Genomic DNA, 24,883 nt, shown 5'->3' with positions numbered 1-24,883 from the left:
CGGAACGCGGGGCGTAGCTGATAGAACTCAGTCTAGGCCAAGTATCGGGTAGTAAACCAGAGTGGCGTCCTACCCGATAGCGCTCATCGCCTGTCAGTCAGTGGCAGGCTTTTGTAGGGCTTGTTCACTGAGCTTGTCGGCCAGGCGTACGAAGGCGGCCAGGTCGAGTTGCTCGGGGCGCAAGCTGCCATCGACGCCGGCAGCTTCGATTTCGGCATTGCTCAGCAAAAGTTTCAGTGTGTTGCGCAGGGTCTTGCGGCGCTGGTTGAAGGCTTCACGCACAACGCGCTCCAGCAGGCGATGATCCTTGGCCGGGTGCGGCAGTACCGCGTGGGGCACCAGGCGCACGATCGCGGAGTCGACTTTCGGCGGAGGATTGAACGCGCCCGGGCCGACGTTGAACAGATGCTCGACCCGGCAATGGTACTGAACCATGATCGACAGGCGACCCCAGTCACCGCCACCCGGACCCGCAGCCAGACGTTCGACCACTTCCTTTTGCAGCATGAAGTGCATGTCGCGAATCAGGTTGGCGTTGTTCAGCAGATGAAAGATCAGCGGCGTCGAGATGTTGTACGGCAGGTTACCGACCACTCGCAGGCTGTTTGGCGCAGCGTTCAGGCTGTTGAAGTCGAACTTCAGCGCGTCACCCTGATGCAGGTTGAAGTTGCTCTTGCCGGCGAACTGCTGATTGAGAATCGGGATCAGGTCCTTGTCCAGCTCTACGACGTCCAGTTGAGCGCCGCTGTTGAGCAGGCCGGCGGTCAATGCACCCTGGCCCGGACCGATTTCCAGCAGGCGGTCTTCAGGTTTGGCGTGAATGGAGCGCAGGATGCGATCGATAACGCCGGCATCGTGCAGGAAGTTCTGGCCGAAGCGCTTGCGCGCCCGGTGTTGGTAATGCTCGGTCATAAACGGGTCTCGGCCATCTGGTAGGCGGTTTCCAGGGCGACTTGCAGGCTGCCGGTGTCGATGTTGCCGCTGCCGGCCAGGTCCAGGGCGGTGCCGTGGTCGACCGATGTGCGGATGATCGGCAAGCCGAGGGTCACGTTGACTGCCGCGCCGAAGCCTTTGTATTTCAGCACAGGCAAGCCCTGGTCGTGGTACATCGCCAGCACCGCGTCGCAGTGCTCCAGATATTTGGGGGTAAACAGAGTGTCGGCGGGCAGGGGGCCGCGAAGGTCCATGCCCTCGCCGCGCAGGCGCTCTAATGTAGGTTCGATGATGTCGATTTCTTCATGGCCCAGATGACCGCCTTCACCGGCGTGCGGGTTGAGCCCGCAAACCAGGATGCGTGGCTGGGCGATGCCGAATTTTTCTTTCAGGTCGGTGTGCAGGATCCGCGTGACCCGCTCCAGCCGCTCCGGCGTGATCGCGTCGGCAATCTCGCGAAGAGGCAGGTGAGTGGTGACCAGCGCCACGCGCAAACCGCGGGTGGCGAGCATCATCACCACTTGCGCGGTGTGGGTCAGGTCAGCGAGAAACTCCGTGTGCCCGGAAAAGGCGATCCCGGATTCGTTGATCACGCCCTTGTGCACCGGCGCGGTGATCATGCCGGCGAAATGCCCATCCAGACAGCCCTGGCCGGCACGGGTCAGGGTTTCCAGAACGAAAGCCGCATTGGCCTTGTCCAGTTGCCCGGCGGTGACCTTGGCGTTGAGGGGCGTATCCCACACATACAGGCTGTTGGCGGGTGCAGGAGCATCCGGCCAGCTGTCCGGCGTTACCGGCAGCAGATCGACAACCACGCCCAGCTGCGCGGCCCGCTCAAGGAGCAGGTCGCGGCTGGTAATGGCAATCAGGGGATGTGGCTGGGCTTGCGAGGCGAGCAGCAGGCACAGGTCGGGACCTATGCCGGCTGGTTCGCCGGGGGTCAGCGCGAAACGCTTGGGTTTCACTGCGCTGCCTGGTCTGCACCAGGGAGTTTGATTTCTACGTACGCTTCGTCACGGATCTGACGCAGCCAGGTTTGCAGCTCTTCGTCGTATTTGCGGTTACGCAGTACGGTCATTGCTTGCTGCTCACGGGCCTGGGCGGTGCTGTCGGTGGCGCGGCGGCCAAGAACTTCCAGTACGTGCCAGCCATATTGGGTCTTGAACGGCTTGGACAGCTGACCTTGGGGGGTCTTGGCCATCACTTCGCGGAATTCAGGCACCAGCGCGTTCGGGTCGATCCAGTTCAGGTCGCCACCGTTGAGGGCGGAACCCGGATCCTCCGAGAAGCTTTTCGCCAGCTCGCCGAAATCTTCGCCCGCTGCGATACGGATATAGAGCGACTGAGCCAGGGCCTTGGTTTTTTCTTCGTCGCGAATCGGACTCGGTTTGACCAGGATGTGCCGCACGTGGACTTCGTCACGCACCTGGGATTCGCCGCCACGCTTGTCGAGGATCTTCAGGATAATGAAGCCGCCCGGGGTGCGCATTGGCTGGGTCACGTCGCCAACGGCCATGGTGCCGAGCAAACGATCGAACGGAGGTGGCAGTTGAGCGGCTTTACGCCAGCCCATGTCGCCGCCTTCCAGCGCGGTTTCGCTGGCGGACTTGGCGATTGCCAACTGACCGAAGTCAGCGCCTTGCTTGAGTTGCTGGTAAACCGCATCGGCTTGCTTGGCGGCATTCTGAATCGCATCGGAGTTGGCGCTTTCCGGCGTAGGAATCAGGATGTTGGCCAGGCGGAACTCTTCGGACAGCTGCATTTTGCCCAGATCGGATGCCAGGAAGTTCTTCACTTCCTGCTCGGACACCTGGATGCGCTCCGCCACACGGCGCTGACGCACACGGCTGATGATCATTTCGCGGCGGATCTGGTCACGGGCATCGTCATAAGACAGGCCGTCGCGAGCCAAAGCGGCGCGGAATTGTTCGATCGACATGTTGTTGCGCTGGGCAATGGTGCCGACAGCCTGGTTCAGCTCTTCATCGGTAATGCGGATGCCGGAACGCTCGCCGATCTGCAATTGCAGGTTTTCGACGATCAGACGCTCGAGCACCTGCTGATCCAGTACGCCGGTAGGCGGTACGGCAGCACCGCGTTTGGCGATGGTTTGCTGAACTTCGTGAACGCGCCGGTCCAGTTGGCTCTGCATGACCACGTCATTGTCGACGATGGCCACCACTTTATCGATGGACTGTACCGCGGCGTTGGCCGCGGTACCCAGGAACAGCGCGCCCAGCATCAGCGGGCGCAGACAATCAGAAAGCTTGGTCTTCACGTTCACGATAACCTTGGATGCCTTTGTCGAGGAAACTCTCTACTTTGGCGCCGGTGAGGCCGCCGAGTCCCTTCAGAACAATTTGGAGGAAGACGCCGTGGTCGCCTTTTTCGTTTTGTGGAGCTTCCTGACTGAATTCGTCATAGGAAACCCAGTAACGGTTGATCAGGCGTAGTTTCCAGCAGCAGTTGTCGTACTCGAAACCACCAAAGGCTTCCAGGGTACGGTTGCGGTTGTAGTCATACTGCCAGCGGCTGATGGCGTTCCATTGCGGCACGATCGGCCAGATCACCGAGAAGTCGTGCTGTTTGATCTTGTAGTAGTCCTTCACGTAGCCAGGTTGGCCCGGGGTGCCGTAATCGCCACCGCCCACCGACCATTTACCGGTGTTCTGGTCATAACGGACCTGGTCATTGCGATAGCGATAGCCGGCGTTGATGACCTTGTTCGGGTTGTCTTCAGGCTGGTAGTGGAACATCGCGCTGCCCGAGCGAGGGCTGCGGCTGTCCGGGTCCCAGTTGTAGTCGGCCGTGGTACGCCAGTCGCGGTTCCAGCGGTATTCGTATTCCAGTGCATATGGCGAAACGTTGGCCTTGGCATCGTCACGATCATCGAAAGCAATGCCTGGCAGTTGGACTTTACGGTCCTTGAAGTACAAGGCCTGGCCGACGCTGATGCGTTGACGTTCGAAACCATTGTCTTCGATCCAGCGGCTGGTCACGCCCAGGGACAGTTTGTTCTCGTCGCCGACACGGTCGGAGCCGGAGAAACGGTTGTCACGGAAGAGCGACGCGTAATTGAAGGTGTATTCGCTGGTGTCGAACACTGGAATATCCTTCTGGTCTTCCTCAGGTACATAGAGGTAGAACAGACGCGGTTCCAGGGTCTGACGGTAGTTTTTTCCGAACCAGGAAGTGTTGCGGTCAAAGTAAAGACCGCTGTCGATGCTGGCGATCGGTACCCCACGGTTCTGGTTGCTGCTGAATGTGCCGTTGAGCCTGTCCTGCTCCGCGCTTTGCGAAGCGATTTCGCTTTTGCCGCGGCCGTCCAGATCCAGTTGATACTGTGTGTACTGGTACTTGAGCGATGGCTTGAAGAAACCATAGGTCCAGTACAGCGGCAGGCTGACACCTGGTTTGAGATTCAAACGGTCGCCGTTGGCGCGTGCCAGACCAAAGATGTTGTTATCCAGACGTGACTCAGTGGTAATCCCGTCCTGCTGGACGAATGTTCCAGTCTTCAGATCCCGGTCAAATCGAACGATCTCTGTCTCGTAATCGAAGTCCAAACCTTCCGGATGATACGGCAGCTGACCATTAAAGGTGATCTGCGGCAAACGGTCATACGGCGTGATGTTCGAAACGGTCGCCAGCTGATAAGCCTGGGCGTTCAAGCGAGCGACGTAGCTGTCGCCACGATAGGTGACGGAGCCCTGCTGGTTCACGTAGTCAGCGCTTTTCACGCCAATCTGGTTAGTCTGCAGATCCTGGAAGTAATACGGATCGCTGATCTTGGTGTAGTCGACTTGCGTAAAGACGCGCGAGTCGAGGCCACCCTTGTGCTGCCAGTTGTACATGTAGCGGGTTTTTTCGTAGTCGGTCTGCTTGCTGCGTTCAGTATCTTCGTCGTTGAGGTACGCGGCGCCGAACTGACCTTCGCTGGACTTGGTCAGGTAACGGAATTCGCCTTCCATCAACAGGCCGCGCTTGCTCATATAGCGCGGGTACAACGTGGCGTCGTAGTTCGGCGCCAGGTTGAAGTAATACGGGGTGACCAGCAGGAAGCCGGTATCGCTGCCGGCGCCGATGGTCGGCGGCAGGAAGCCGGATTGGCGGCGGTCGTCGATCGGGAAATAGATGTACGGCGTGTACAGAACCGGAATGTCCTTGACCCGCAACGTCACGTTGGTCGCGGTACCGAAACCGGTGGCCGGGTTCAAGGTGATGTTGTTGCCCTTGAGCTGCCAGGCGTTGCTGTTCGGTTCGCACGTGGTGTATGTACCATCCTTGAGGCGGATGATCGCGTTCTCGGCACGTTTGGCATATAGCGCGTTACCGCGGATACGCGACTTGTGCATCACGTACTCGGCGTTGTCGACCTTGGCTTCACCGGTGTCGAGCTGTACGTCGGCGTGATCGCCCACGATCAGCGCGCCATTGTCGCGAATGCGCACGTTGCCGGCCAGTTCGCCACGGCTCTCGGCCTGGTACAGGTTCGCTTCGTCGGCTTCGACCTGCATGCTGCCCTGACGCATGACCACGTCACCGGCCAGGGTCGCGACCTGCTCTTCCTGCTTATAGCGGGAGGCCTTGGCGCCGATAAAGGTTGGAGCGTCACTTTTATTCGTCTTGTCGTTCATGCCAGGACGAATCGGTTCGATATAGGAACCAGAGCAGTAAGGACCGGTTTCGGCCAATTGCGCTGCGGTGAGCTTCTCGCGCGGAACCCAGTCGAGGTGGCTGTAGTCTTCACTACGCGACTTCAGGCCGCGGCCCTTGGACTCGGTAACCAGCACAGGCTTGGCACCGGTATCTTCGCTGGAGGCGGTGCCTGCCGGGGTTTCTCCAGTAGCGGAAACTGCGCTGCCTTCATGCACGGGGCGCGGCGGCAATGCAGCGGCCGGTGCCTTTGGCGCACAGTCCCAGGCACCCGAAGCAGATACTGAGCAGTCATACTGTTCCGCGGCGACCACGAACGACGTGGCCAGGGGTTGCAGGGCCAGCAGACTGCCGGTAACCAACAACGGAAATTTTTTACGAAACGCGGGGGATTTCAATGCCATCTTATTAGTCCGGGCTTCCTGCGTGCCATCTGCCCGCGGTGTGGGCCGCACGCCTCTCGATGGTCTGAAAAAGATGCTGGATAATAAAGCATGACCCGCTTGACGGCTAGCGCCGTCGGAGACCCTTGCAATGCCTGACCAAGATGTACGCTTGCAACACCTGAAAGTTTGGCTCGATGAACAGTTGGCTATCCTCTTTGCAGAACAAGGTTGGGGCACCGTGCCCCCGGCCACGTTGACCGCGGCCAGTAGCGACGCGAGTTTTCGGCGCTATTTCCGCTGGGAAGGCGCAGGCAGAAGTTTCGTCGTGATGGACGCGCCACCGCCCCAGGAAAACTGCAAACCCTTTGTGGATATCGCTTTTCTGCTGGCGAAATCCGGCATAAACGTGCCGAAAATTTATGCCGAGGACCTCGAGCGCGGTTTCCTTTTGCTCAATGACTTGGGCAACAAGACTTATCTGGACGTGATCGACGGCGAAAATGCCGACGATTTGTTCAAGGATGCCCTGCAAGCGCTGTTGGCTTTCCAGCAATTGCCGATGGTGGCGCCGCTGCCGAGTTATGACGTCGCGCAGCTGCGTCGCGAGCTCGAACTGTTCCCCGAGTGGTACGTGAAGCGCGAACTGGGTATCGAGTTCGATGCTGCGCAGCAGGTGCTCTGGCAGCAGGTCAGCGACCTGCTGATCGACAGCGCTCTGGCTCAGCCTAAAGTCCTGGTGCATCGCGACTACATGCCGCGCAACCTGATGATCAGCGAGCCGAATCCCGGCGTGCTGGATTTCCAGGACGCGGTCTACGGGCCGGTGACTTATGACGTGACCTGCCTGTTCAAGGACGCCTTCCTCAGCTGGCCTGAAGAACGCGTACGCGGCTGGCTGGAGGATTACTGGCAGCAAGCCGGTGCGCTCGACATCCCGGTTCAGCCGGACTTTGAAGACTTTCTGCGCGCCAGCGACCTGATGGGCGTGCAGCGTCACTTGAAAGTCATCGGCATCTTCGCCCGCATTTGCCATCGCGACGGCAAGCCACGCTATCTCGGCGATGTGCCGCGTTTCTTTGCTTATATAGACGCGGTCATTGCCCGTCGTCCTGAACTGGCTGAGCTGGATGTGTTGCTGGCCAGTCTGCGTGCTGGAGTGAAGGCATGAAGGCAATGATTCTGGCGGCGGGTAAAGGCGAGCGCATGCGTCCGCTGACCCTGACCACGCCAAAACCACTGGTTCGTGCCGGCGGAGCGCCCTTGATCGAGTATCACCTGCACGCGCTGGCGGCTGCCGGGTTTACCGAGATCGTGATCAACCATGCCTGGCTCGGTCAGCAGATCGAAGATTATCTGGGCGATGGCTCGAAATATGGCGTGAGCATTCAGTATTCGCCGGAAGGTGAACCGCTGGAAACCGGTGGTGGTATTTTCCGCGCGTTGCCGTTGTTGGGTGATGAGGCTTTTGTGGTGGTCAACGGCGACATCTGGACCGACTACGACTTCAGCGTGTTGCACCAGCCCATCGTCGGGCTCGCCCATTTGATCCTGGCGGACAACCCGGCGCATCACCCGAACGGGGATTTCACCCTGGTCGATGGCCATGTGCAGGACGGTCAGCCGGATACCCCAACCCTGACCTACAGCGGCATCGCCGTGCTGCACCCGCAGCTGTTTGACGGTTGCGCGGCCGGGGCCTTCAAGCTTGCGCCATTGTTGCGCAAAGCCATGGCCGATGGACAAGTGACGGGCGAGCGCCTGAATGGACATTGGGTAGATGTCGGCACTCACGAGCGCCTGGCTGAAGTAGAAACCTTGATAGAAGCGAGACGCTGACATGTTGTGGCCAGGGACTCTGATTGGAGCCGGAGCGGGCTTTGCCATAGCCAGCATTCCGGGGGCCATGCTCGGTGCTTTATTGGGACAGGCGCTGGATCGGCGCTTGCACCTGCAGAGCTGGGCGCATTTATGGGAAAAGTTCGGTGGCCGCTCGGTGCTGCGCAACGATGAACTGCTGTTCGTGTTACTGGGCCGATTGGCCAAGAGTGATGGGCGGGTAGTGGATGGCCACATTCAGCAGGCGCGACAGGAAATGCGTGCGCTGGAGATGACCGAGTCGGCGCAACGTCGGGCGATAGCGGCGTTCAACCGCGGCAAGTCGGGGCGTGATCGGTTGCGTGGCTATCTGCGACGCTTGAGTGCTCAGCCCCATGCCGCGGAAGGCGTGTTGCGTGCCTGTTGGCGGATGGTCTGGGCCGATGGCCGCGCCGGTAGCAGCGAGCGCGAACTGATTGCCCAGTGGGGCAAATGGTTGGGCTGGACGCCGCAACAGGTACAGGCACTGGCGAGTGACTACGAGCCGAAGCGACCATTGGTCAGCAGCGCGATTACGTATCAGGACGCCTTGCGGTTATTGGGAGTGTCGGCGACCAGCGAGCCAGCACAGATCAAACGCGCCTATCGACGCCTGCTCAGTCGCCATCATCCGGACAAGATTGCCGGCAGCGGTGCGACGGCGTTGCAGGTTCGTGAGGCGACGGACAAGACTCGTGAATTGCACAACGCCTACACGTTGATTCGTGAACGGCGGGACTTTCGATAGCAGGGCAGAGTTGTGTCGCCCGCGAATGGGGCGACGCGATCCATCAGTCCGCCGCAGGCTGCGGATTCAACCATCCCCGCACCCGGCGAACCAACTGCTCTTGCTCAGCCTTGGCATTGCCCGGCAGTGCCTTGAGCGAGACCTGGCTGAACGCCGATGTCTTCAAACGTTTATTGGCCTGCAAGCGTTCCAGTGCCGCGTTGCGATCCAGTGGTTTGTCCATATAGAAGATGTCGGCAGTCGGCAGCTTGATCGTCGGCGTCAACTCGGCAAGCTCAGGCTTCGCCGTAACAGGCGTCTGGGCGGCGACCATCACGAACTTCTCGACTTGCGATGGCTGCTTCTCGCTCAGATAGCGCGCGGCCCAGTAAGCGCCGGTGCCATGCCCCAGCACGACGACTTTGCGAGCGCTTTGCTGTTCGGCATAAGCGATGGCCGCGTCGATGCGGGCGAAAATTCGCTCGGCGTCGGCTTTGGCGTGTTCTTCGGTGGTTTCGGCGATAGCCTTGTCGGCCACCTCCGCTTCGCCGCCGGCGGCCTGTTCGATGGGCGCCGCGGTGGTCGAGTCTTTGTTGCCGGTATCAGGCGCTTTGGGCGCTGGCGCCACTTCGACGATACGTGGCGCAATGGCTTCGCTTTGCAGGTCCGGCAAGGTGATACTCAGGCTGCTCCACTCGGCGTCCGGCAATTGGCGGCGCAACGGGCTAATCGCTTGCGGCCAGTCAACGGTTTCGCCGGCACCCGGGATGATAATCACCGCGCCTTTGGGGTCGGCGGTATTGGCCGGCTTCCACAGGGCGAGAAAACTGTCGGTACCGGCTTGCAGTTGCTGCTGTTCCTGCGCAGGAATTTTTCGCTCAAGTGCCGTCGATTCTTCCTGGCTACGCTCAAGCAGCGGCTGGCGTTCGACCGGTTTTTCTTCGGCGGGCTTTTCCGCAGTGGCAGGTGCCGGGTCGGCCGCCTCGACGGAAAAGGCGCACGGCAGGATCAGCGACAGGCACAATGCTGGCAGTGCCAGGCGGTAGACAGGGGGCATCGGATATTCCAGGCCAGAAGTTAATTCCGGCAGCCTAATGGGTTGGTCAGTATTTGTCAGTGTGTGAGACTTCGATGATGCATTTTCGCTGCCTGTGGGTTATCGGCTGTTTGTGGTTTCCCTTGATGGGCTGGGCGGCTCCCGCGCCACCGGCGCATGTCGTGTCATTGTCTTCGGCGCAACAGCAATGGCTGGCGCAGCATGAAGAGTTGCGGGTCGGGGTTGTATTGCAAGTGCCCTATGCCCAATACGATCGCCGCTTGCAGCGCCTGTCCGGGGTCAACATCGAGTTGATGAAGTGGCTGGCCAAGTCGCTCAAGGTCGAGCTGAGCTGGCGTAATTATCCTGATCTTGCGCAACTGGAAGCCGCCGCGCGCGAAGGCGATATCGATATCGCGCCGGGGCTGACCCAAACCCCCGCCGGTTTACGATTCTGGCAGTTTTCCGATCCGTACATGCGGGTGCCGCAACTGGTGGTCAGCGACCAGAAGAGCACCGGTGTGGTGGAGCTGGAAAAACTCGACAGTCAGACCCGCGTCGCCGTGCGCATGCCCAGCGTCACCGCCGATTTCTTGCGTAGTACCTATCCGCATTTGAACCTGCAGGGCGTGCCTCTGGAGCGCCAGGCGCTGCAACTGTTGTTGAGTCAGCAGGCCGGTTACGCGGTGGTCGATGAAGCGCAATTCGGGCGTCTGTCAGCCGAACCCGAGTTTGCCGGGCTGGCCGTGGTGGGCGACATCGGTTTCCCGCAACTGTTGCGAGTGGCCACGCGTCGGGACTGGCCGGAGTTGGCCGGCATCGTCGAAAACGCGCTGCGCGCGATTCCGGCCAAAGACCTCGAGCGACTGCACGATCAATGGCTGCAACCCAAGTACCCGCGGCTGTCCGATTCACCGGTTTTCTGGAAAAACCTCTGCCTGCTGTTGCTGGTGTTATTGCTGAGCAGCATGGCCATTGTGTTCTGGCAGCGTCGTCAGCAACACAGTCTGGAGCAGCGTTTGCTGGCGGCGCGCGAAGACATTGCCCTGCGCGAGGCTAGCGAAGAGGCCTTGCGCCTCACGCAGTTCTCCATCGATCAAAGCACCGTCGGCATCCTTTGGGTCAACTGGGACAGCCATGTGCGCTACGCCAACCGTGCCGCCGAAAGCATGCTCGGCTATCCGGCGGGCGGGATCATTGATCGACCCTTGATCGATTTCGAGCCCGGTTTGCACATGGACCGCTGGCTGAGCCTGTGGAAACGCGCCCGGGCCAGTGAGGAAGGGCCGCTAAGTTTCGAAACCAATTGTGTGCGGGCCGATGGCAGTATTCTGCCGGCGGATGTCTCGTTGAGCTTCCTGCGTTTTCGCGAGGGCGAATACCTGGTGGTTTACCTCAATGATGTCACCGAGCGTCGTCGCGCCCTGGCCGCCTTGCAGGAAAGTGAAGCACGGCTGCAGGGGATCGCCGCCAACGTCCCCGGGCTGGTCTTTCGTCTGGAGCGCGCACCAGTGACCGGGCAGATCGACTTTGCCTACATCAGTGAAGGCAGCGAGAGCCTGGTGGGCTACTCGCCCGCCACCCTGGCCCATCGTGACAAAGGCCTGCGCAGCCTGGTGCATCCGGATGACAAGGCCAGTTATCACCAGACCCAGGACCATGCACTGGACACCGACAGCGACTGGTCGTGGCAGGGACGGATTCTGACCCGTCAGGGCGAACAACGCTGGGCTGAGATCAAGGCCATTACCCGCCGACTGGAAGACGGCGCCTATGTCTGGGACGGGATCGTCTGGGACATCACCGAGAGCAAGCGCATCGAGCTGGAGCTGGCCAGCTCCCGTGAGCAGTTGCGCGAGTTGTCTGCGCACCTGGAGAGCGTGCGGGAAGAGGAGAAAGCGCGGATTGCCCGGGAAGTTCACGACGAGCTGGGGCAGATGTTGACGGTGTTGAAGCTGGAAACGTCCATGTGCGAACTGGCTTATGCGCAGCTCGATCCGGGCCTGCACGAGCGCTTGAACAGCATGAAGCGTTTGATCGCGCAGCTGTTTCAACTGGTGCGTGATGTGGCCACGGCGCTGCGGCCACCGATTCTCGATGCCGGGATCGCCTCGGCCATCGAGTGGCAGGCCCGACGGTTCGAGGCGCGCACGCATATTCCGTGTCTGGTACAAGTGCCGGATAACTTGCCGGCGCTCAGCGATGCCAAGGCCATCGGCCTGTTCCGGATCCTTCAGGAAGCGCTGACCAATGTCATGCGCCACGCCCAGGCGCATACTGTTGAACTGACGCTGGCCCTTGAGGGCGATGAGCTTTGTCTGACTGTCAGCGATGATGGCGTAGGATTTGTCGCCGGGCCTGGCAGGCCGACATCCTTTGGCGTGGTCGGCATGCGTGAGCGGGTGTTGATCATGGGCGGGCAATTGTCGCTTGAGAGTGAGCCAGGGGAGGGCACGACCCTGACGGTGCGAGTGCCGCTGGATGAAGCCTGATGGTTTTGTGTTGTTTGAGCTGGCGCCTTTGCAGGCAAGCCCGCGATAGATCTTGGTTCTGACATAAAAAGAATGGAGAAGAACGTGATCCGTGTACTGGTAGCCGAAGACCACACCATCGTTCGCGAAGGCATCAAGCAATTGATCGGCCTGGCCAAGGACCTGCTGGTGGTAGGGGAGGCGAGCAATGGCGAGCAGTTGCTCGATACCTTGCGTCATGTTCCCTGCGAAGTGGTGTTGCTGGACATCTCCATGCCCGGGGTCAACGGCCTGGAAGCGATCCCGCGGATTCGCGCCATGAACAATCCGCCAGCGATCCTGGTGCTGTCGATGCACGACGAAGCGCAGATGGCCGCTCGGGCGTTGAAGGTCGGCGCGGCGGGTTACGCGACCAAGGACAGCGATCCGGCATTGTTGCTGACGGCGATTCGCAAGGTCGCGGCGGGCGGGCGCTACATCGATCCGGACCTGGCCGACCGCATGGTTTTCGAGGTTGGCCTGACCGATTCGCGGCCGTTGCACTCGTTGCTGTCGGAGCGTGAATTCTCGGTATTCGAACGTCTGGCCCAGGGCGCCAACGTCAACGACATCGCCCAGCAACTGGCCTTGAGCAGCAAAACCATCAGTACCCACAAGGCGCGGCTGATGCAGAAACTCAACATCACCTCCCTGGCCGAACTGGTGAAGTACGCGATGGAACACAAACTCCTGTGATCCACATGACCCGCTGACTCACTGCAAATACCTGTGGGAGCGTGCATGTCCAATTACGACGTGCCCGCAAAGCCGCTTTTACCGGTTCCTGTGGCTTGCAGCTCACCGTTTGTCGCCATCAAGAATCGACATATCCATCCCCGCCATCCTTGTAGGGCAATCCCTACCCCCAACCTTCCATCCGGCTGAGGCGATTCTCTCCTGCGCCCCGATTTGCGCGGCTCCCAGCGTCCACTAGGCTTAGTCCACAGCAGTCATCAATAACAAAGGTGTGGGTATGAGCCAGGTTGATTCAAGTGCAGGGGCCAGCGATATTCTGGTCAGCTTTCGTGGAGTGCAAAAGAGCTACGACGGCGAGAACCTGATCGTCAAAGACCTCAACCTGGAAATTCGCAAAGGCGAATTCCTGACCTTGCTCGGGCCGTCCGGTTCCGGCAAAACCACCAGTCTGATGATGCTCGCCGGCTTCGAAACGCCGACCGCCGGGGAGATTCAACTGGCCGGGCGTTCCATCAACAACGTGCCACCGCACAAGCGCGACATCGGCATGGTGTTCCAGAACTACGCGTTGTTTCCGCACATGACCGTGTCCGAGAACCTGGCGTTCCCGCTGACCGTGCGCGGCTTGAACAAAAGCGACGTCAGTGATCGGGTCAAGCGTGTGCTGAGCATGGTTCAGCTCGACACCTTCGCCCAGCGCTATCCGGCGCAACTGTCCGGCGGTCAGCAGCAGCGTGTGGCCCTGGCCCGTGCCCTGGTGTTCGAACCGCAACTGGTGCTGATGGACGAACCCCTCGGCGCACTGGACAAACAACTGCGTGAACACATGCAGATGGAAATCAAACACCTGCACCAGCGCCTCGGCGTGACCGTGGTCTACGTGACCCACGACCAGGGCGAAGCCCTGACCATGTCCGACCGCGTCGCCGTATTCCACCAGGGCGAGATCCAGCAGATCGCGCCACCGCGCACGCTCTACGAAGAGCCGAAAAATACTTTCGTCGCCAACTTCATCGGCGAGAACAACCGCCTCAACGGCCGCTTGCACAGCCACACCGGTGATCGCTGCGTGGTCGAGCTCGGTCGTGGTGAAAAGGTTGAAGCACTGGCGGTCAACGTCGGCAAGACCGGCGAACCCGTCACACTGTCGATTCGTCCGGAGCGCGTGAGCCTCAATGGCTCGAGCGAGTCCTGTGTCAACCGCTTCTCGGGAAGGGTGGCGGAATTCATCTATCTGGGCGACCACGTCCGGGTTCGCCTGGAAGTCTGCGGCAAGACCGACTTCTTCGTGAAACAACCGATTGCCGAGCTCGATCCTGCGCTGGCTGTCGGCGACGTGGTACCGCTTGGCTGGCAGGTCGAACACGTTCGCGCGCTCGACCCACTTCTAGAGGCGCATTGATCGCCCCCTGCTTCACCAACACCAACCCTGCACGTGGAGAGAACAATAAATGTTGAGATCCCTGAAATTCACCGCCCTGGTCGTCGGCATGATCGGCGCGGTGCACGCGATGGCGGCTGGCCCGGACCTGACCGTGGTGTCCTTTGGCGGGGCGAACAAGGCGGCGCAGGTCAAAGCCTTCTACGCACCATGGGAAGCGGCGGGCCACGGCAAAATCGTCGCTGGCGAATACAACGGCGAAATGGCCAAGGTCAAAGCCATGGTCGACACCAAGAGCGTGTCCTGGGACCTGGTGGAAGTTGAATCGCCGGAACTGTCCCGTGGTTGCGACGAAGACATGTTCGAGCAGCTTGATCCGAAGCTGTTCGGCAAGTCTGAAGACTACGTCAAAGGCGCTATCCAGCCTTGCGGCGTGGGCTTCTTCGTGTGGTCGACCGTGCTGGCCTACAACGCCGACAAGCTGAAAACCGCTCCGACCAGTTGGGCTGATTTCTGGGACACCAAGAAATTCCCGGGCAAGCGCGGCCTGCGTAAAGGCGCCAAGTACACCCTGGAATTCGCACTGATGGCTGACGGCGTTGCGCCGAAAGACGTCTACAAAGTGCTGGCCGGCAAAGATGGCCAGGACCGCGCGTTCAAGAAACTCGATGAACTCAAGCCAAGCATCCAGTGGTGGGAAGCCGGCGCACAACCGCCGCAATACCTCGCCTCCGGTGACGTGGTCATGAGCTCGGCCTACAACGGCCGGATCGCCGCGGTACAAAAAGAAAGCAACCTGAAAGTGGTGTGGAACGGCGGCATCTACGACTTCGACGCATGGGCGATTCCAAAAGGTCTGGACAAGACCCGTGCTGAAGCTGCGAAGAAATTCATCGCCTTCTCGGTACAGCCGCAACAGCAGAAGACCTACTCGGAAAACATCGCCTACGGCCCGGCCAACACCCAGGCAGTGCCATTGCTGTCCAAGGATGTCCTGAAAGACATGCCAACCACCCCGGAGAACATCGCCAACCAGGTGCAGATCGACGTCAGCTTCTGGGCTGACAACGGCGAGCAACTGGAGCAGCGCTTCAATTCCTGGGCTGCCAAGTAACCACAACACTGTGGGCTTGCCTCTCCTACAGGGGCCGATGTGTAGCTAACAAGAACAGAGGTGGCCTCCCAGTTATGGAGTGCCACCCTCTGTAACGATCAAAGATTTCCGGAGTACGCCATGGCTATCGCCGTTCCCGTGAACGCGGGCACCGACCCCACCTTGAAGCAGCGGCTAAAGCACGCCGAGCGAATCAACCGCTGGAAAGCACAAGCCTTGATCGCGCCGTTGGTGCTGTTTCTGTTACTGGTGTTCCTGGTGCCGATCGTGGCGCTGCTCTACAAAAGCGTCGGTAACCCGGAAGTGGTCGGCGTGATGCCGCGCACTGTGGCAGCCATCGCCAGTTGGGATGGCCGAGGCCTGCCGGCAGAGCCTGTGTACAAGGCCGCCAGCGAAGACCTCGCCGAAGCCCGCAAGAATCAGACCTTGGGTGATTTGTCCAAGCGCTTGAACATGGAGTTGGCCGGCTACCGCAGCCTGCTGACCAAAACCGCGCGCGCCTTGCCGTTCGCCACGGAGCCTGCTTCTTATAAAGAAGCGCTGGAAGGACTCGACGAACGCTGGGGCGATCCGGCCTATTGGCAGGTGGTGCGTCGCAACACCAGTGGCGTGACGCCTTATTACCTGCTGGCCGCCGTCGATCACCGTATCGACGACCTCGGCGAACTGGCCCGGGCCACTCCCGATCAGGCGATCTACCTCGACATCTTTGCCCGTACGTTCTGGATGGGCCTGATCATCACCATGATCTGCCTGGTGCTTGCTTATCCGCTGGCCTACCTGCTGGCGAACCTGCCCTCGCGCCAAAGCAACCTGCTGATGATTCTGGTGCTGTTGCCGTTCTGGACCTCGATTCTGGTTCGGGTCGCGGCGTGGATCGTGTTGCTGCAATCGGGCGGCTTGATCAACAGCGGCCTGATGGCCATGGGCGTCATCGATAAGCCGCTGGAGCTGGTGTTCAACCGCACCGGGGTCTACATCTCGATGGTGCACATCCTGCTGCCGTTCATGATTCTGCCGATCTACAGCGTGATGAAAGGTATCTCGCCGACTTACATGCGTGCGGCGATTTCCCTGGGCTGCCACCCGTTCGCCAGTTTCTGGCGGGTGTACTTCCCGCAGACCTATGCCGGTGTTGGCGCCGGTTGCCTGTTGGTGTTCATCCTCGCCATCGGCTACTACATCACCCCGGCGTTGCTGGGCAGCCCGAACGATCAGATGGTCAGTTACTTCGTCGCCTTCTACACCAACACCAGCATCAACTGGGGCATGGCGACCGCGCTCGGTGGACTGTTGCTGCTGGCGACCGTGGTGCTTTATCTGATTTACAGCTGGCTGGTGGGCGCCAGTCGCCTGCGCCTGAGCTAAGGGGAGAGTGAAATGCTGAGTCCTTATATGTCGCCCATCGAACGGGTGTGGTTCTACAGCTTGCGGATTCTCTGCGGCTTGATTTTGTTGTTCCTGATCTTGCCGGTGCTGGTGATCATTCCGCTGTCGTTCAACTCAGGGAGTTTTCTGGTCTACCCGCTGCAAGGCTTCTCGCTGCACTGGTATCAGGACTTCTTTGCCTCGGCGGAATGGATGCGTTCGTTGAAGAACAGCATGATCGTGGCTCCGGCAGCGACCGTGCTGGCGATGATCTTCGGTACGCTGGCGGCGATCGGCCTGACCCGTGGCGACTTCCCGGGCAAGGCGCTGGTGATGGCGCTGGTGATTTCGCCGATGGTGGTGCCGGTGGTGATCATTGGTGTGGCCAGTTACCTGACCTTCGCGCCACTGGGGTTCGGCAACAGCTATACCTCGTTGATCGTGGTGCACGCCGTGCTGGGCGTGCCGTTCGTGATCATCACGGTATCGGCGACCTTGCAGGGGTTCAACCAGAACCTGGTGCGGGCCGCGGCCAGCCTGGGAGCTTCGCCGCTGACGACGTTCCGCCGGGTGACCTTGCCGTTGATTGCGCCGGGGGTGATTTCCGGTGCGCTGTTTGCCTTCGCTACCTCGTTCGATGAAGTGGTGGTGACGCTGTTCCTCGCCGGTCCCGAACAAGCGACCTTGCCTCGGCAGATGTTCAGCGGCATCCGCGAAAACCTCAGCCCGACAATCGCCGCTGCCGCGACGCTGCTGATCGCATTCTCGGTGATCCTGTTGCTGACCCTGGAATGGCTGCGTGGGCGCAGCGAAAAACTGCGTACCGCCCAAGCCTGACGCCAACTGTGATCGTTCCCGCGCGAGCGTGGGAACGATCGACAGAAGCGCCTCGATCATTCACCAACTTAATAGCAGACAAACCCCAATCCCCAGCTACTATTGTGCCCAGCTCCCCTATCTATAAGAGGCTGCGCACATGAGTCTTTCCTCTTTCAAAATCGCTCACAAACTGATCACCGGCGCAGGTGCCATCGAGCAACTGGCGGCCGAGCTCACACGTCTGGACATCGACAACCCGCTGATCGTCACCGATGCCGCGCTGGTCAAGTCCGGCACGGTGGAGCTGGCGCTGGCGCAGCTGGGCGAGCGCAGTTATGAGATTTTCGACCGGGTGTTGCCGGACCCGGAAATCGCCATCGTCGAAGATTGCATGCGGGTTTACCGTGAGGGTGGGCATGACGGGCTGATCGGCCTCGGCGGCGGCAGTGCCATCGACATCGCCAAGAGTGTTGCCGCCTATGCCGGTTATCACGGCGCGCTGGAGGATTTATTCGGCATCGATCAGGTGCCGCGCAAAGGCCCGCCGCTGATCGCCATCCCGACCACCGCCGGCACCGGTTCGGAAGTGACCAACGTGGCCATCCTCTCCGACAAGGTCGCGCAGCTGAAGATGGGCATCATCAGCGATTACCTGTTGCCGGACGTGGCGCTGGTCAGCCCGCAAATGACCCTGACCTGCCCGCGCAGTGTCACCGCCGCCAGTGGCGTCGATGCGCTGGTGCACGCCATCGAGTCCTACCTGTCGCTCAACGCCTCGCCCATCACCGATGCCTTGGCCATTGGCGCGATCAAGCTGATTACCAAGGCGCTGCCCAAGGCTTACGCCAATCCCGCCCACCTGCAAGCCCGCGAAGACATGGCCACCGCCAGCCTGATGGCCGGCATGGCGTTCGGCAATGCCGGGGTCGGTGCGGTGCATGCGCTGGCGTATCCGCTGGGTGGGCGTTTCAACATTGCCCATGGTGTCAGCAATGCCTTGCTGCTGCCGTATGTCATGACCTGGAACAAGATGGCCTGCGTGGAACGCATGCAGGATATTGCCGAGGCCATGGGGGTGAAGACCGCTCATCTGAGCGCCAGTGAGGCGGCGGATAAAGCCGTGGAGGCGATGACCGAGCTGTGCGCCGCCGTGGAGATCCCGCGAGGTCTGCGCAGTTTCGGGGTCCCCGAGGAGGCGATCCCGGCCATGGCCGTGGAAGCCGCCGGCACCGAACGCCTGATGCGCAACAATCCGCGCAAGTTGAGCGCCACCGATATCGAGAAGATCTACCGAGCGGCCTACTAGGACTTGCCCCAATCATCGCAGCACGGTGCGCGCGTCAAAGCATGAGGTATACAATGCGCGCCATCGTGATTCTGCTCAAAAAAGGTGCGTCATGCAGCCCTTCGTTATTGCTCCGTCGATTCTCTCCGCCGACTTCGCCCGCCTGGGCGAGGAAGTGGACAACGTCCTGGCCGCCGGCGCCGACTTCGTGCACTTCGATGTCATGGACAACCACTACGTGCCGAACCTGACCATCGGCCCGATGGTCTGCTCCGCGCTGCGCAAGTACGGCGTGACCGCGCCGATCGACGCGCACCTGATGGTCAGCCCGGTGGACCGCATCGTCGGCGACTTCATCGAAGCCGGTGCGACCTACATCACCTTCCACCCGGAAGCCACGCTGCACGTCGACCGTTCCCTGCAACTGATCCGCGAAGGCGGCTGCAAGGCGGGCCTGGTGTTCAACCCGGCGACCCCGCTGGACGTGCTCAAGTACGTGATGGACAAGGTCGACATGATCTTGCTGATGAGCGTCAACCCGGGCTTCGGCGGGCAGAAGTTCATTCCAGCCACCCTCGACAAGCTGCGTGAGGCTCGGGCGCTGATCGATGCTTCCGGACGTGACATTCGCCTGGAAATCGACGGCGGGGTGAACGTGAACAACATTCGCGAAATCGCCGCTGCGGGCGCCGACACTTTCGTGGCCGGCTCGGCGATCTTCAATGCGCCGAACTACCAGGAAGTGATTGAAAAAATGCGCTCCGAACTGGCGCTGGCTCGCCCATGAGCGGTTTTGAGCAGCTGTTCCCGGGGCGTCTGCCGCGGCTGGTGATGTTCGATCTGGATGGCACGCTGGTCGATTCGGTCCCTGACCTCGCAGCGGCTGTGGATAACATGCTGCTCAAACTCGGGCGTGACCCGGTCGGCATCGAACCGGTGCGTGAGTGGGTCGGCAACGGCGCGCCGGTGCTGGTGCGCCGTGCACTGGCCGGCGGCATCGATCATTCATCGGTCGATGATGGCGAAGCCGAGGGTGCATTGCAGATTTTCATGGAGGCCTACGGTGAGGGGCATGAGCTGACCGTGGTCTATCCCGGTGTGCGCGACACCCTGAAATGGCTGCACAAGCAGGGCGTGGCGATGGCGCTGATCACCAACAAGCCGGAGCGCTTCGTCGCGCCGTTGCTGGATCAGATGAAGATCGGCCGTTACTTCAAATGGATCATCGGTGGCGACACCCTGCCACAACAGAAACCTGATCCGGCTGCGCTGTTTTTTGTGATGAAAATGGCCAACATTCCGGCGTCGCAATCATTGTTCGTCGGCGACTCGCGTAGCGATGTGCTGGCGGCGAAAGCGGCGGGGGTCAAATGCGTGGCCCTCAGTTACGGTTATAACCACGGTCGGCCGATTGCCGAAGAGTCGCCGGCGCTGGTGATCGATGATCTGCGCAAACTAATTCCCGGTTGCCTGGATCCGGCCGCTGAGATAACGTTGCCCGACGCTGTTCAACCCCCTGCTGGAAACGCCATCGTGGTGGTCACTCGCAAACTCTGGATGAAAGTCATCAAGGCCCTGGCCCGCTGGCGTTGGCGCGCCTGACTTGTTCCTGGCCGGCGTACCGGCGCGTTTGCATACCTGACCGTTAGACCCTCAAGCCACGAGGCACCTCATGATCCGCGAAGAATTCCTGCGTTTGGCCGCTGCCGGCTACAACCGCATCCCGCTTGCCTGCGAAACCCTGGCCGACTTCGACACGCCGCTGTCGATCTACCTGAAACTGGCCGACGAGCCGAACTCCTATCTGCTGGAGTCGGTGCAGGGCGGCGAGAAGTGGGGCCGCTACTCGATCATCGGCCTGCCGTGCCGCACCGTATTGCGGGTTCACGATCACCACGTCAGCGTGACCCACGACGGCGTCGAGATCGAAAGCCACGACGTTGAAGACCCACTGGCCTTCGTCGAAGCCTTCAAGGCGCGCTATAACGTGCCGACCATTGCCGGTCTGCCGCGCTTCAACGGCGGTCTGGTCGGTTACTTCGGTTACGACTGCGTGCGTTATGTGGAGAAGCGTCTGGGCAAATGCCCGAACCCGGATCCGCTGGGCGTGCCGGACATTCTGCTGATGGTGTCCGATGCGGTGGTGGTGTTCGACAACCTCGCCGGCAAGATGCACGCGATTGTCCTGGCCGATCCGTCGCAGGAAGATGCCTTCGAACAAGGTCAGGCGCGTCTGCAAGCGCTGCTGGAACAACTCCGTCAGCCAATCACTCCGCGCCGTGGCCTGGACTTCAGCAAGCAGCAATCGGCCGATCCAGTGTTTCGTTCGAGTTTCACCCAGGACGATTACGAGAAAGCCGTCGACACCATCAAGGAATACATCCTGGCCGGTGACTGCATGCAGGTCGTGCCGTCCCAGCGCATGTCGATCGACTTCAAGGCTGCGCCTATCGATCTTTACCGGGCGCTGCGTTGCTTCAACCCGACGCCGTATATGTACTTCTTCAACTTCGGCGACTTCCACGTCGTCGGCAGTTCGCCGGAAGTGCTGGTGCGGGTCGAAGACAACCTGATCACCGTGCGCCCGATTGCTGGCACTCGCCCACGCGGGGCCAACGAAGAGGCGGACCTGGCGCTGGAAAAAGACCTGCTGTCGGACGACAAGGAAATCGCCGAGCACTTGATGCTGATCGATCTGGGCCGCAACGATACTGGGCGCGTCTCGGAAATCGGCTCGGTGAAGCTCACCGAGAAGATGGTCATCGAGCGTTATTCCAACGTGATGCACATCGTGTCTAACGTCACCGGCCAATTGAAGGCCGGGCTGACAGCGATGGACGCACTGCGGGCGATCCTGCCGGCCGGCACCTTGTCCGGCGCACCGAAGATTCGCGCGATGGAAATCATCGACGAGCTGGAACCGGTCAAGCGGGGCGTCTATGGCGGCGCGGTCGGTTACTTCGCCTGGAACGGCAACATGGACACCGCGATTGCGATTCGCACCGCCGTGATCAAGAACGGTGAACTGCATGTGCAGGCCGGTGGCGGCATCGTCGCCGACTCGGTACCGGCGCTGGAATGGGAAGAAACCCTGAACAAGCGTCGCGCGATGTTCCGCGCCGTGGCCCTGGCCGAACAAACCCCGGAAAACTGATCCACATAGAAAACGCGGTGCCTGCGAGGGCGCCGCGTTTTTTTATGCCTGTCATTCCCCTTTTAATCTTTTGATCTTGTGCTTCGGCCGCTCTCGACACCGCCAAAAAACTTCCAGCTTTTTGCCATCTGTCGCTAACCCTTCGATTGTTTCGCGAGCTGTCGCTCCGGCCATATTGCACGCTCTGCCCAGCTACGTTACTGTGCCCAGACGTATGAATGAGACCTTTCCCGTGTTGATCGTCAGCAAACTCCTGGATCAAGTCATCAAGGCACACGCCCGTTGGCGTTGGCGCGCCTGAATCTTTTCTGCCGGCCTGGCCGGACCTGTACCGCTTTGCCTTCTTTACCTGTACGAAATGCCGCTTTGCTGGCGCCACTCCAGCACCCGTCAAAGCGCAGCGCACTGCGGGTAAATCATTCGAAGGCCGTATTAAAAGTCAGTGAATTCAAGAGGTTCTTAACGCCATGTTGCTGATGATCGATAACTACGACTCTTTTACTTACAACGTTGTGCAATACCTCGGCGAGCTAGGCTCCGAGGTCAAAGTCGTGCGCAACGATGAACTCACCATTGCCGAAATCGAAGCCCTCAAGCCTGAGCGCATCGTCGTGTCTCCCGGTCCTTGCACCCCGACCGAAGCCGGTATTTCCATCGAAGCGATCAAATACTTCGCCGGCAAGCTGCCGATTCTCGGCGTTTGCCTCGGGCACCAATCCATCGGCCAGGCGTTTGGCGGCGATGTGGTCCGTGCCCGTCAGGTCATGCACGGAAAGACCAGCCCGGTATTTCACGAGGACAAGGGCGTATTCGAAGGTCTGAATCGTCCGTTGACGGTCACCCGCTACCATTCGCTGATCGTCAAGCGCGAAACCCTGCCCGATTGCCTGGAGCTGACTGCCTGGACCCAGCTCGAAGACGGCTCGGTGGATGAGATCATGGGCCTGCGTCACAAGACGCTGAACATCGAGGGTGTGCAATTCCACCCCGAGTCTATCCTCACCGAACAGGGGCACGAGCTGTTCGCCAACTTCCTCAAACAAACTGGCGGCACGCGCTAAGGACTTTCCATGGATATCAAGACAGCCCTGAGCCGTATCGTCGGCCACCTCGACCTCAGTACCGATGAAATGCGTGATGTCATGCGCGAAATCATGACCGGGCAATGCACGGACGCACAGATTGGTGCGTTCATGATGGCCATGCGCATGAAGAGCGAAAGCATCGACGAGATCGTCGGCGCCGTGACGGCGATGCGCGAGTTGGCGGACAAGGTCGAACTCAACACCCTCGACGGCGTGGTCGATGTGGTCGGCACCGGCGGCGACGGGGCCAATATCTTCAACGTCTCGACTGCTTCCTCATTCGTGGTCGCGGCGGCCGGTTGCACCGTGGCCAAGCACGGTAACCGTGCGGTGTCGGGCAAAAGCGGCAGCGCCGATTTGCTGGAAGCAGCGGGTATCTACCTGAACCTGACCCCGGTTCAGGTTGCACGCTGCATCGACAACGTTGGCATCGGTTTCATGTTTGCCCAGACCCATCACAGCGCCATGAAGCACGCCGCCGGCCCGCGCCGCGAGCTGGGCTTGCGCACCTTGTTCAACATGCTCGGCCCGCTTACGAATCCGGCCGGCGTGAAACATCAGGTGGTGGGTGTATTCAGTCAGGCGTTGTGCCGGCCATTGGCCGAAGTCTTGCAGCGCTTGGGCAGTAAGCACGTGCTGGTGGTGCACTCCAAGGATGGCCTGGACGAGTTCAGCCTGGCGGCCCCGACCTTTGTCGCGGAGTTGAAGAATGACCAGATCACCGAGTATTGGGTCGAGCCCGAAGATCTGGGGATGAAGAGCCAGAGCCTGCACGGTCTGTCGGTGGAAAGCCCGGCGGCTTCCCTGGAACTGATTCGCGATGCCTTGGGCAAGCGCAAGACCGAGAACGGTCAGAAAGCCGCCGAGATGATCGTGCTCAATGCCGGCGCCGCGCTGTACGCCGCCGACCATGCCAGCAGTTTGAAAGAAGGCGTTGCCCTGGCGCACGATGCGCTGCACACAGGCCTCGCTCGGGAAAAACTTGAGGAGTTGGGTGCATTTACCGCGGTATTCAAAGTGGAGAATGAGGGATGAGTGTACCGACGGTTCTGGAAAAAATTCTGGCCCGCAAAGTCCAGGAAGTCGCCGAGCGTAGCGCTCGTGTGAGCCTGGCAGAGCTGGAAAACCTGGCCAAGGCGGCCGATGCACCCCGTGGTTTCGCCAAGGCATTGATCGATCAGGCCAAGAAGAAACAGCCGGCGGTGATTGCTGAAATCAAGAAAGCTTCGCCAAGCAAGGGCGTGATTCGCGAGAACTTCGTGCCTGCGGACATTGCCAGGAGTTACGAGAAGGGCGGGGCTACTTGCCTGTCGGTGCTCACCGACATCGACTACTTCCAGGGTGCGGATGCGTATCTGCAACAAGCCCGGGCGGCGTGCAAGCTGCCGGTGATCCGCAAAGACTTCATGATCGATCCGTACCAGATCATCGAGTCCCGCGCCCTGGGCGCTGATTGCGTGCTGTTGATCGTCTCCGCACTGGATGACGTGAAAATGGCCGAGCTGGCGGCCGTGGCCAAAAGTGTCGGCCTCGATGTGCTGGTGGAAGTCCACGATGGCGACGAGCTGGAGCGGGCCTTGAAAACCCTCGACACGCCGCTGGTGGGCGTGAACAACCGCAACCTGCACACCTTCGAGGTCAGCCTGGAAACCACCCTCGACTTGTTGCCGCGTATTCCGCGTAATCGTCTGGTGGTCACCGAGAGTGGCATTCTTAACCGCGCCGATGTCGAGCTGATGGAAATCAGCGACGTGTATGCGTTCCTGGTCGGCGAAGCGTTCATGCGCGCCGAAAGCCCGGGTACTGAACTGCAGCGCCTGTTCTTTCCTGAGCGCGGTGTTCCAGTGAGCGGCTCTACGCTCGACTGAACACATTTTCG

21 protein-coding genes are annotated in these 24,883 nt (G+C 60.3%); 16 read left to right on the top strand and 5 right to left on the bottom strand.

What is annotated here, in order from left to right; translation table 11 throughout:
* Positions 1-93: 93 nt before the first annotated feature.
* Genes rsmA through PGR6_RS25955 form a run of 4 tightly spaced genes read right to left on the bottom strand, consistent with a single transcriptional unit; the run spans position 94 to position 5,993 of the window.
* Complete coding sequence (gene rsmA / locus PGR6_RS25970; RefSeq protein WP_018928851.1) at positions 94-912, bottom strand: 16S rRNA (adenine(1518)-N(6)/adenine(1519)-N(6))-dimethyltransferase RsmA; 819 nt, start codon at positions 910-912, stop codon at positions 94-96.
* Positions 909-1,898 carry a 4-hydroxythreonine-4-phosphate dehydrogenase PdxA gene (gene pdxA, locus PGR6_RS25965; RefSeq protein WP_019580736.1) on the bottom strand — a complete coding sequence of 330 codons (990 nt, stop codon included), beginning with the start codon at positions 1,896-1,898 and terminating at the stop codon, positions 909-911. Before pdxA ends, rsmA begins: the two co-directional genes overlap by 4 nt.
* Complete coding sequence (surA, locus tag PGR6_RS25960) at positions 1,895-3,211, bottom strand: peptidylprolyl isomerase SurA (RefSeq protein ID WP_156523302.1); 1,317 nt, start codon at positions 3,209-3,211, stop codon at positions 1,895-1,897. The genes pdxA and surA overlap by 4 nt, the downstream gene beginning before the upstream one ends.
* Positions 3,192-5,993: an LPS-assembly protein LptD gene (locus PGR6_RS25955; protein WP_064620764.1), complete on the bottom strand. Its 2,802-nt coding sequence runs from the start codon at positions 5,991-5,993 to the stop codon at positions 3,192-3,194. The genes surA and PGR6_RS25955 overlap by 20 nt, the downstream gene beginning before the upstream one ends.
* Positions 5,994-6,123: 130 nt before the next feature.
* Between PGR6_RS25955 and PGR6_RS25950 the strand changes: the two genes are divergently transcribed.
* The 3 genes from PGR6_RS25950 to PGR6_RS25940 are packed head-to-tail and all read left to right on the top strand — an operon-like array spanning position 6,124 to position 8,577.
* Positions 6,124-7,143 carry an aminoglycoside phosphotransferase family protein gene (locus PGR6_RS25950; protein ID WP_064620761.1) on the top strand — a complete coding sequence of 340 codons (1,020 nt, stop codon included), beginning with the start codon at positions 6,124-6,126 and terminating at the stop codon, positions 7,141-7,143.
* Entirely contained in the window at positions 7,140-7,811 is a 672-nt protein-coding gene (gene murU, locus PGR6_RS25945) for an N-acetylmuramate alpha-1-phosphate uridylyltransferase MurU (protein ID WP_064620758.1), read from the top strand. Before PGR6_RS25950 ends, murU begins: the two co-directional genes overlap by 4 nt.
* Before the next feature lies 1 nt (position 7,812).
* A complete protein-coding gene (locus tag PGR6_RS25940) occupies positions 7,813-8,577 on the top strand; it encodes a TerB family tellurite resistance protein (RefSeq protein WP_064620755.1) in 765 nt (254 codons plus the stop codon).
* A 43-nt stretch (positions 8,578-8,620) separates the two neighbouring features.
* On the opposite strand, the gene PGR6_RS25935 is transcribed toward PGR6_RS25940, so the two are convergent.
* Positions 8,621-9,613, bottom strand: a complete 993-nt coding sequence (locus PGR6_RS25935; protein ID WP_064620752.1) for an alpha/beta hydrolase family protein — start codon at positions 9,611-9,613, stop codon at positions 8,621-8,623.
* A gap of 74 nt (positions 9,614-9,687) precedes the next feature.
* Here PGR6_RS25935 and PGR6_RS25930 point away from each other — a divergent pair, with 74 nt between their 5' ends.
* The 13 genes from PGR6_RS25930 (at position 9,688) to trpC (ending at position 24,872) form a co-directional block, all read left to right on the top strand.
* Entirely contained in the window at positions 9,688-12,084 is a 2,397-nt protein-coding gene (locus tag PGR6_RS25930; protein WP_064620749.1) for a PAS domain-containing sensor histidine kinase, read from the top strand.
* An 84-nt stretch (positions 12,085-12,168) separates the two neighbouring features.
* Positions 12,169-12,798, top strand: a complete 630-nt coding sequence (locus PGR6_RS25925; RefSeq protein ID WP_064620745.1) for a response regulator — start codon at positions 12,169-12,171, stop codon at positions 12,796-12,798.
* Between the two features lie 277 nt (positions 12,799-13,075).
* Positions 13,076-14,200, top strand: a complete 1,125-nt coding sequence (locus PGR6_RS25920) for an ABC transporter ATP-binding protein (RefSeq protein WP_018928861.1) — start codon at positions 13,076-13,078, stop codon at positions 14,198-14,200.
* Between the two features lie 49 nt (positions 14,201-14,249).
* A complete protein-coding gene (locus PGR6_RS25915) occupies positions 14,250-15,293 on the top strand; it encodes an ABC transporter substrate-binding protein (RefSeq protein WP_064620742.1) in 1,044 nt (347 codons plus the stop codon).
* A 120-nt stretch (positions 15,294-15,413) separates the two neighbouring features.
* Complete coding sequence (locus PGR6_RS25910; protein WP_018928863.1) at positions 15,414-16,661, top strand: ABC transporter permease; 1,248 nt, start codon at positions 15,414-15,416, stop codon at positions 16,659-16,661.
* Positions 16,662-16,673: 12 nt separating this feature from the next.
* Positions 16,674-17,498, top strand: a complete 825-nt coding sequence (locus PGR6_RS25905) for an ABC transporter permease (RefSeq protein WP_018928864.1) — start codon at positions 16,674-16,676, stop codon at positions 17,496-17,498.
* Between the two features lie 139 nt (positions 17,499-17,637).
* Positions 17,638-18,786 carry an iron-containing alcohol dehydrogenase gene (locus PGR6_RS25900; RefSeq protein ID WP_019580746.1) on the top strand — a complete coding sequence of 383 codons (1,149 nt, stop codon included), beginning with the start codon at positions 17,638-17,640 and terminating at the stop codon, positions 18,784-18,786.
* Positions 18,787-18,877: 91 nt separating this feature from the next.
* Complete coding sequence (gene rpe, locus PGR6_RS25895; protein ID WP_007941649.1) at positions 18,878-19,552, top strand: ribulose-phosphate 3-epimerase; 675 nt, start codon at positions 18,878-18,880, stop codon at positions 19,550-19,552.
* A complete protein-coding gene (locus tag PGR6_RS25890) occupies positions 19,549-20,367 on the top strand; it encodes a phosphoglycolate phosphatase (protein WP_018928866.1) in 819 nt (272 codons plus the stop codon). The genes rpe and PGR6_RS25890 overlap by 4 nt, the downstream gene beginning before the upstream one ends.
* 70 nt (positions 20,368-20,437) lie before the next feature.
* A complete protein-coding gene (gene trpE, locus PGR6_RS25885) occupies positions 20,438-21,919 on the top strand; it encodes an anthranilate synthase component I (protein WP_018928867.1) in 1,482 nt (493 codons plus the stop codon).
* Positions 21,920-22,386: 467 nt separating this feature from the next.
* A complete protein-coding gene (locus PGR6_RS25880; protein ID WP_018928869.1) occupies positions 22,387-22,980 on the top strand; it encodes an aminodeoxychorismate/anthranilate synthase component II in 594 nt (197 codons plus the stop codon).
* A gap of 9 nt (positions 22,981-22,989) precedes the next feature.
* Positions 22,990-24,039 carry an anthranilate phosphoribosyltransferase gene (trpD, locus tag PGR6_RS25875; protein ID WP_018928870.1) on the top strand — a complete coding sequence of 350 codons (1,050 nt, stop codon included), beginning with the start codon at positions 22,990-22,992 and terminating at the stop codon, positions 24,037-24,039.
* The gene (trpC, locus tag PGR6_RS25870; protein ID WP_018928871.1) at positions 24,036-24,872 is read left to right on the top strand and encodes an indole-3-glycerol phosphate synthase TrpC; all 837 of its coding nucleotides are present in this window, start codon (positions 24,036-24,038) and stop codon (positions 24,870-24,872) included. Before trpD ends, trpC begins: the two co-directional genes overlap by 4 nt.
* The last annotated feature ends 11 nt before the right edge of the window (positions 24,873-24,883 follow it).

The sequence above is a fragment of the Pseudomonas sp. GR 6-02 genome (assembly GCF_001655615.1).
GTDB lineage: Bacteria > Pseudomonadota > Gammaproteobacteria > Pseudomonadales > Pseudomonadaceae > Aquipseudomonas.
The sequence above is the reverse complement of the archived record's forward strand: the minus strand, read 5'-3'. Positions and strand labels throughout refer to the sequence as shown.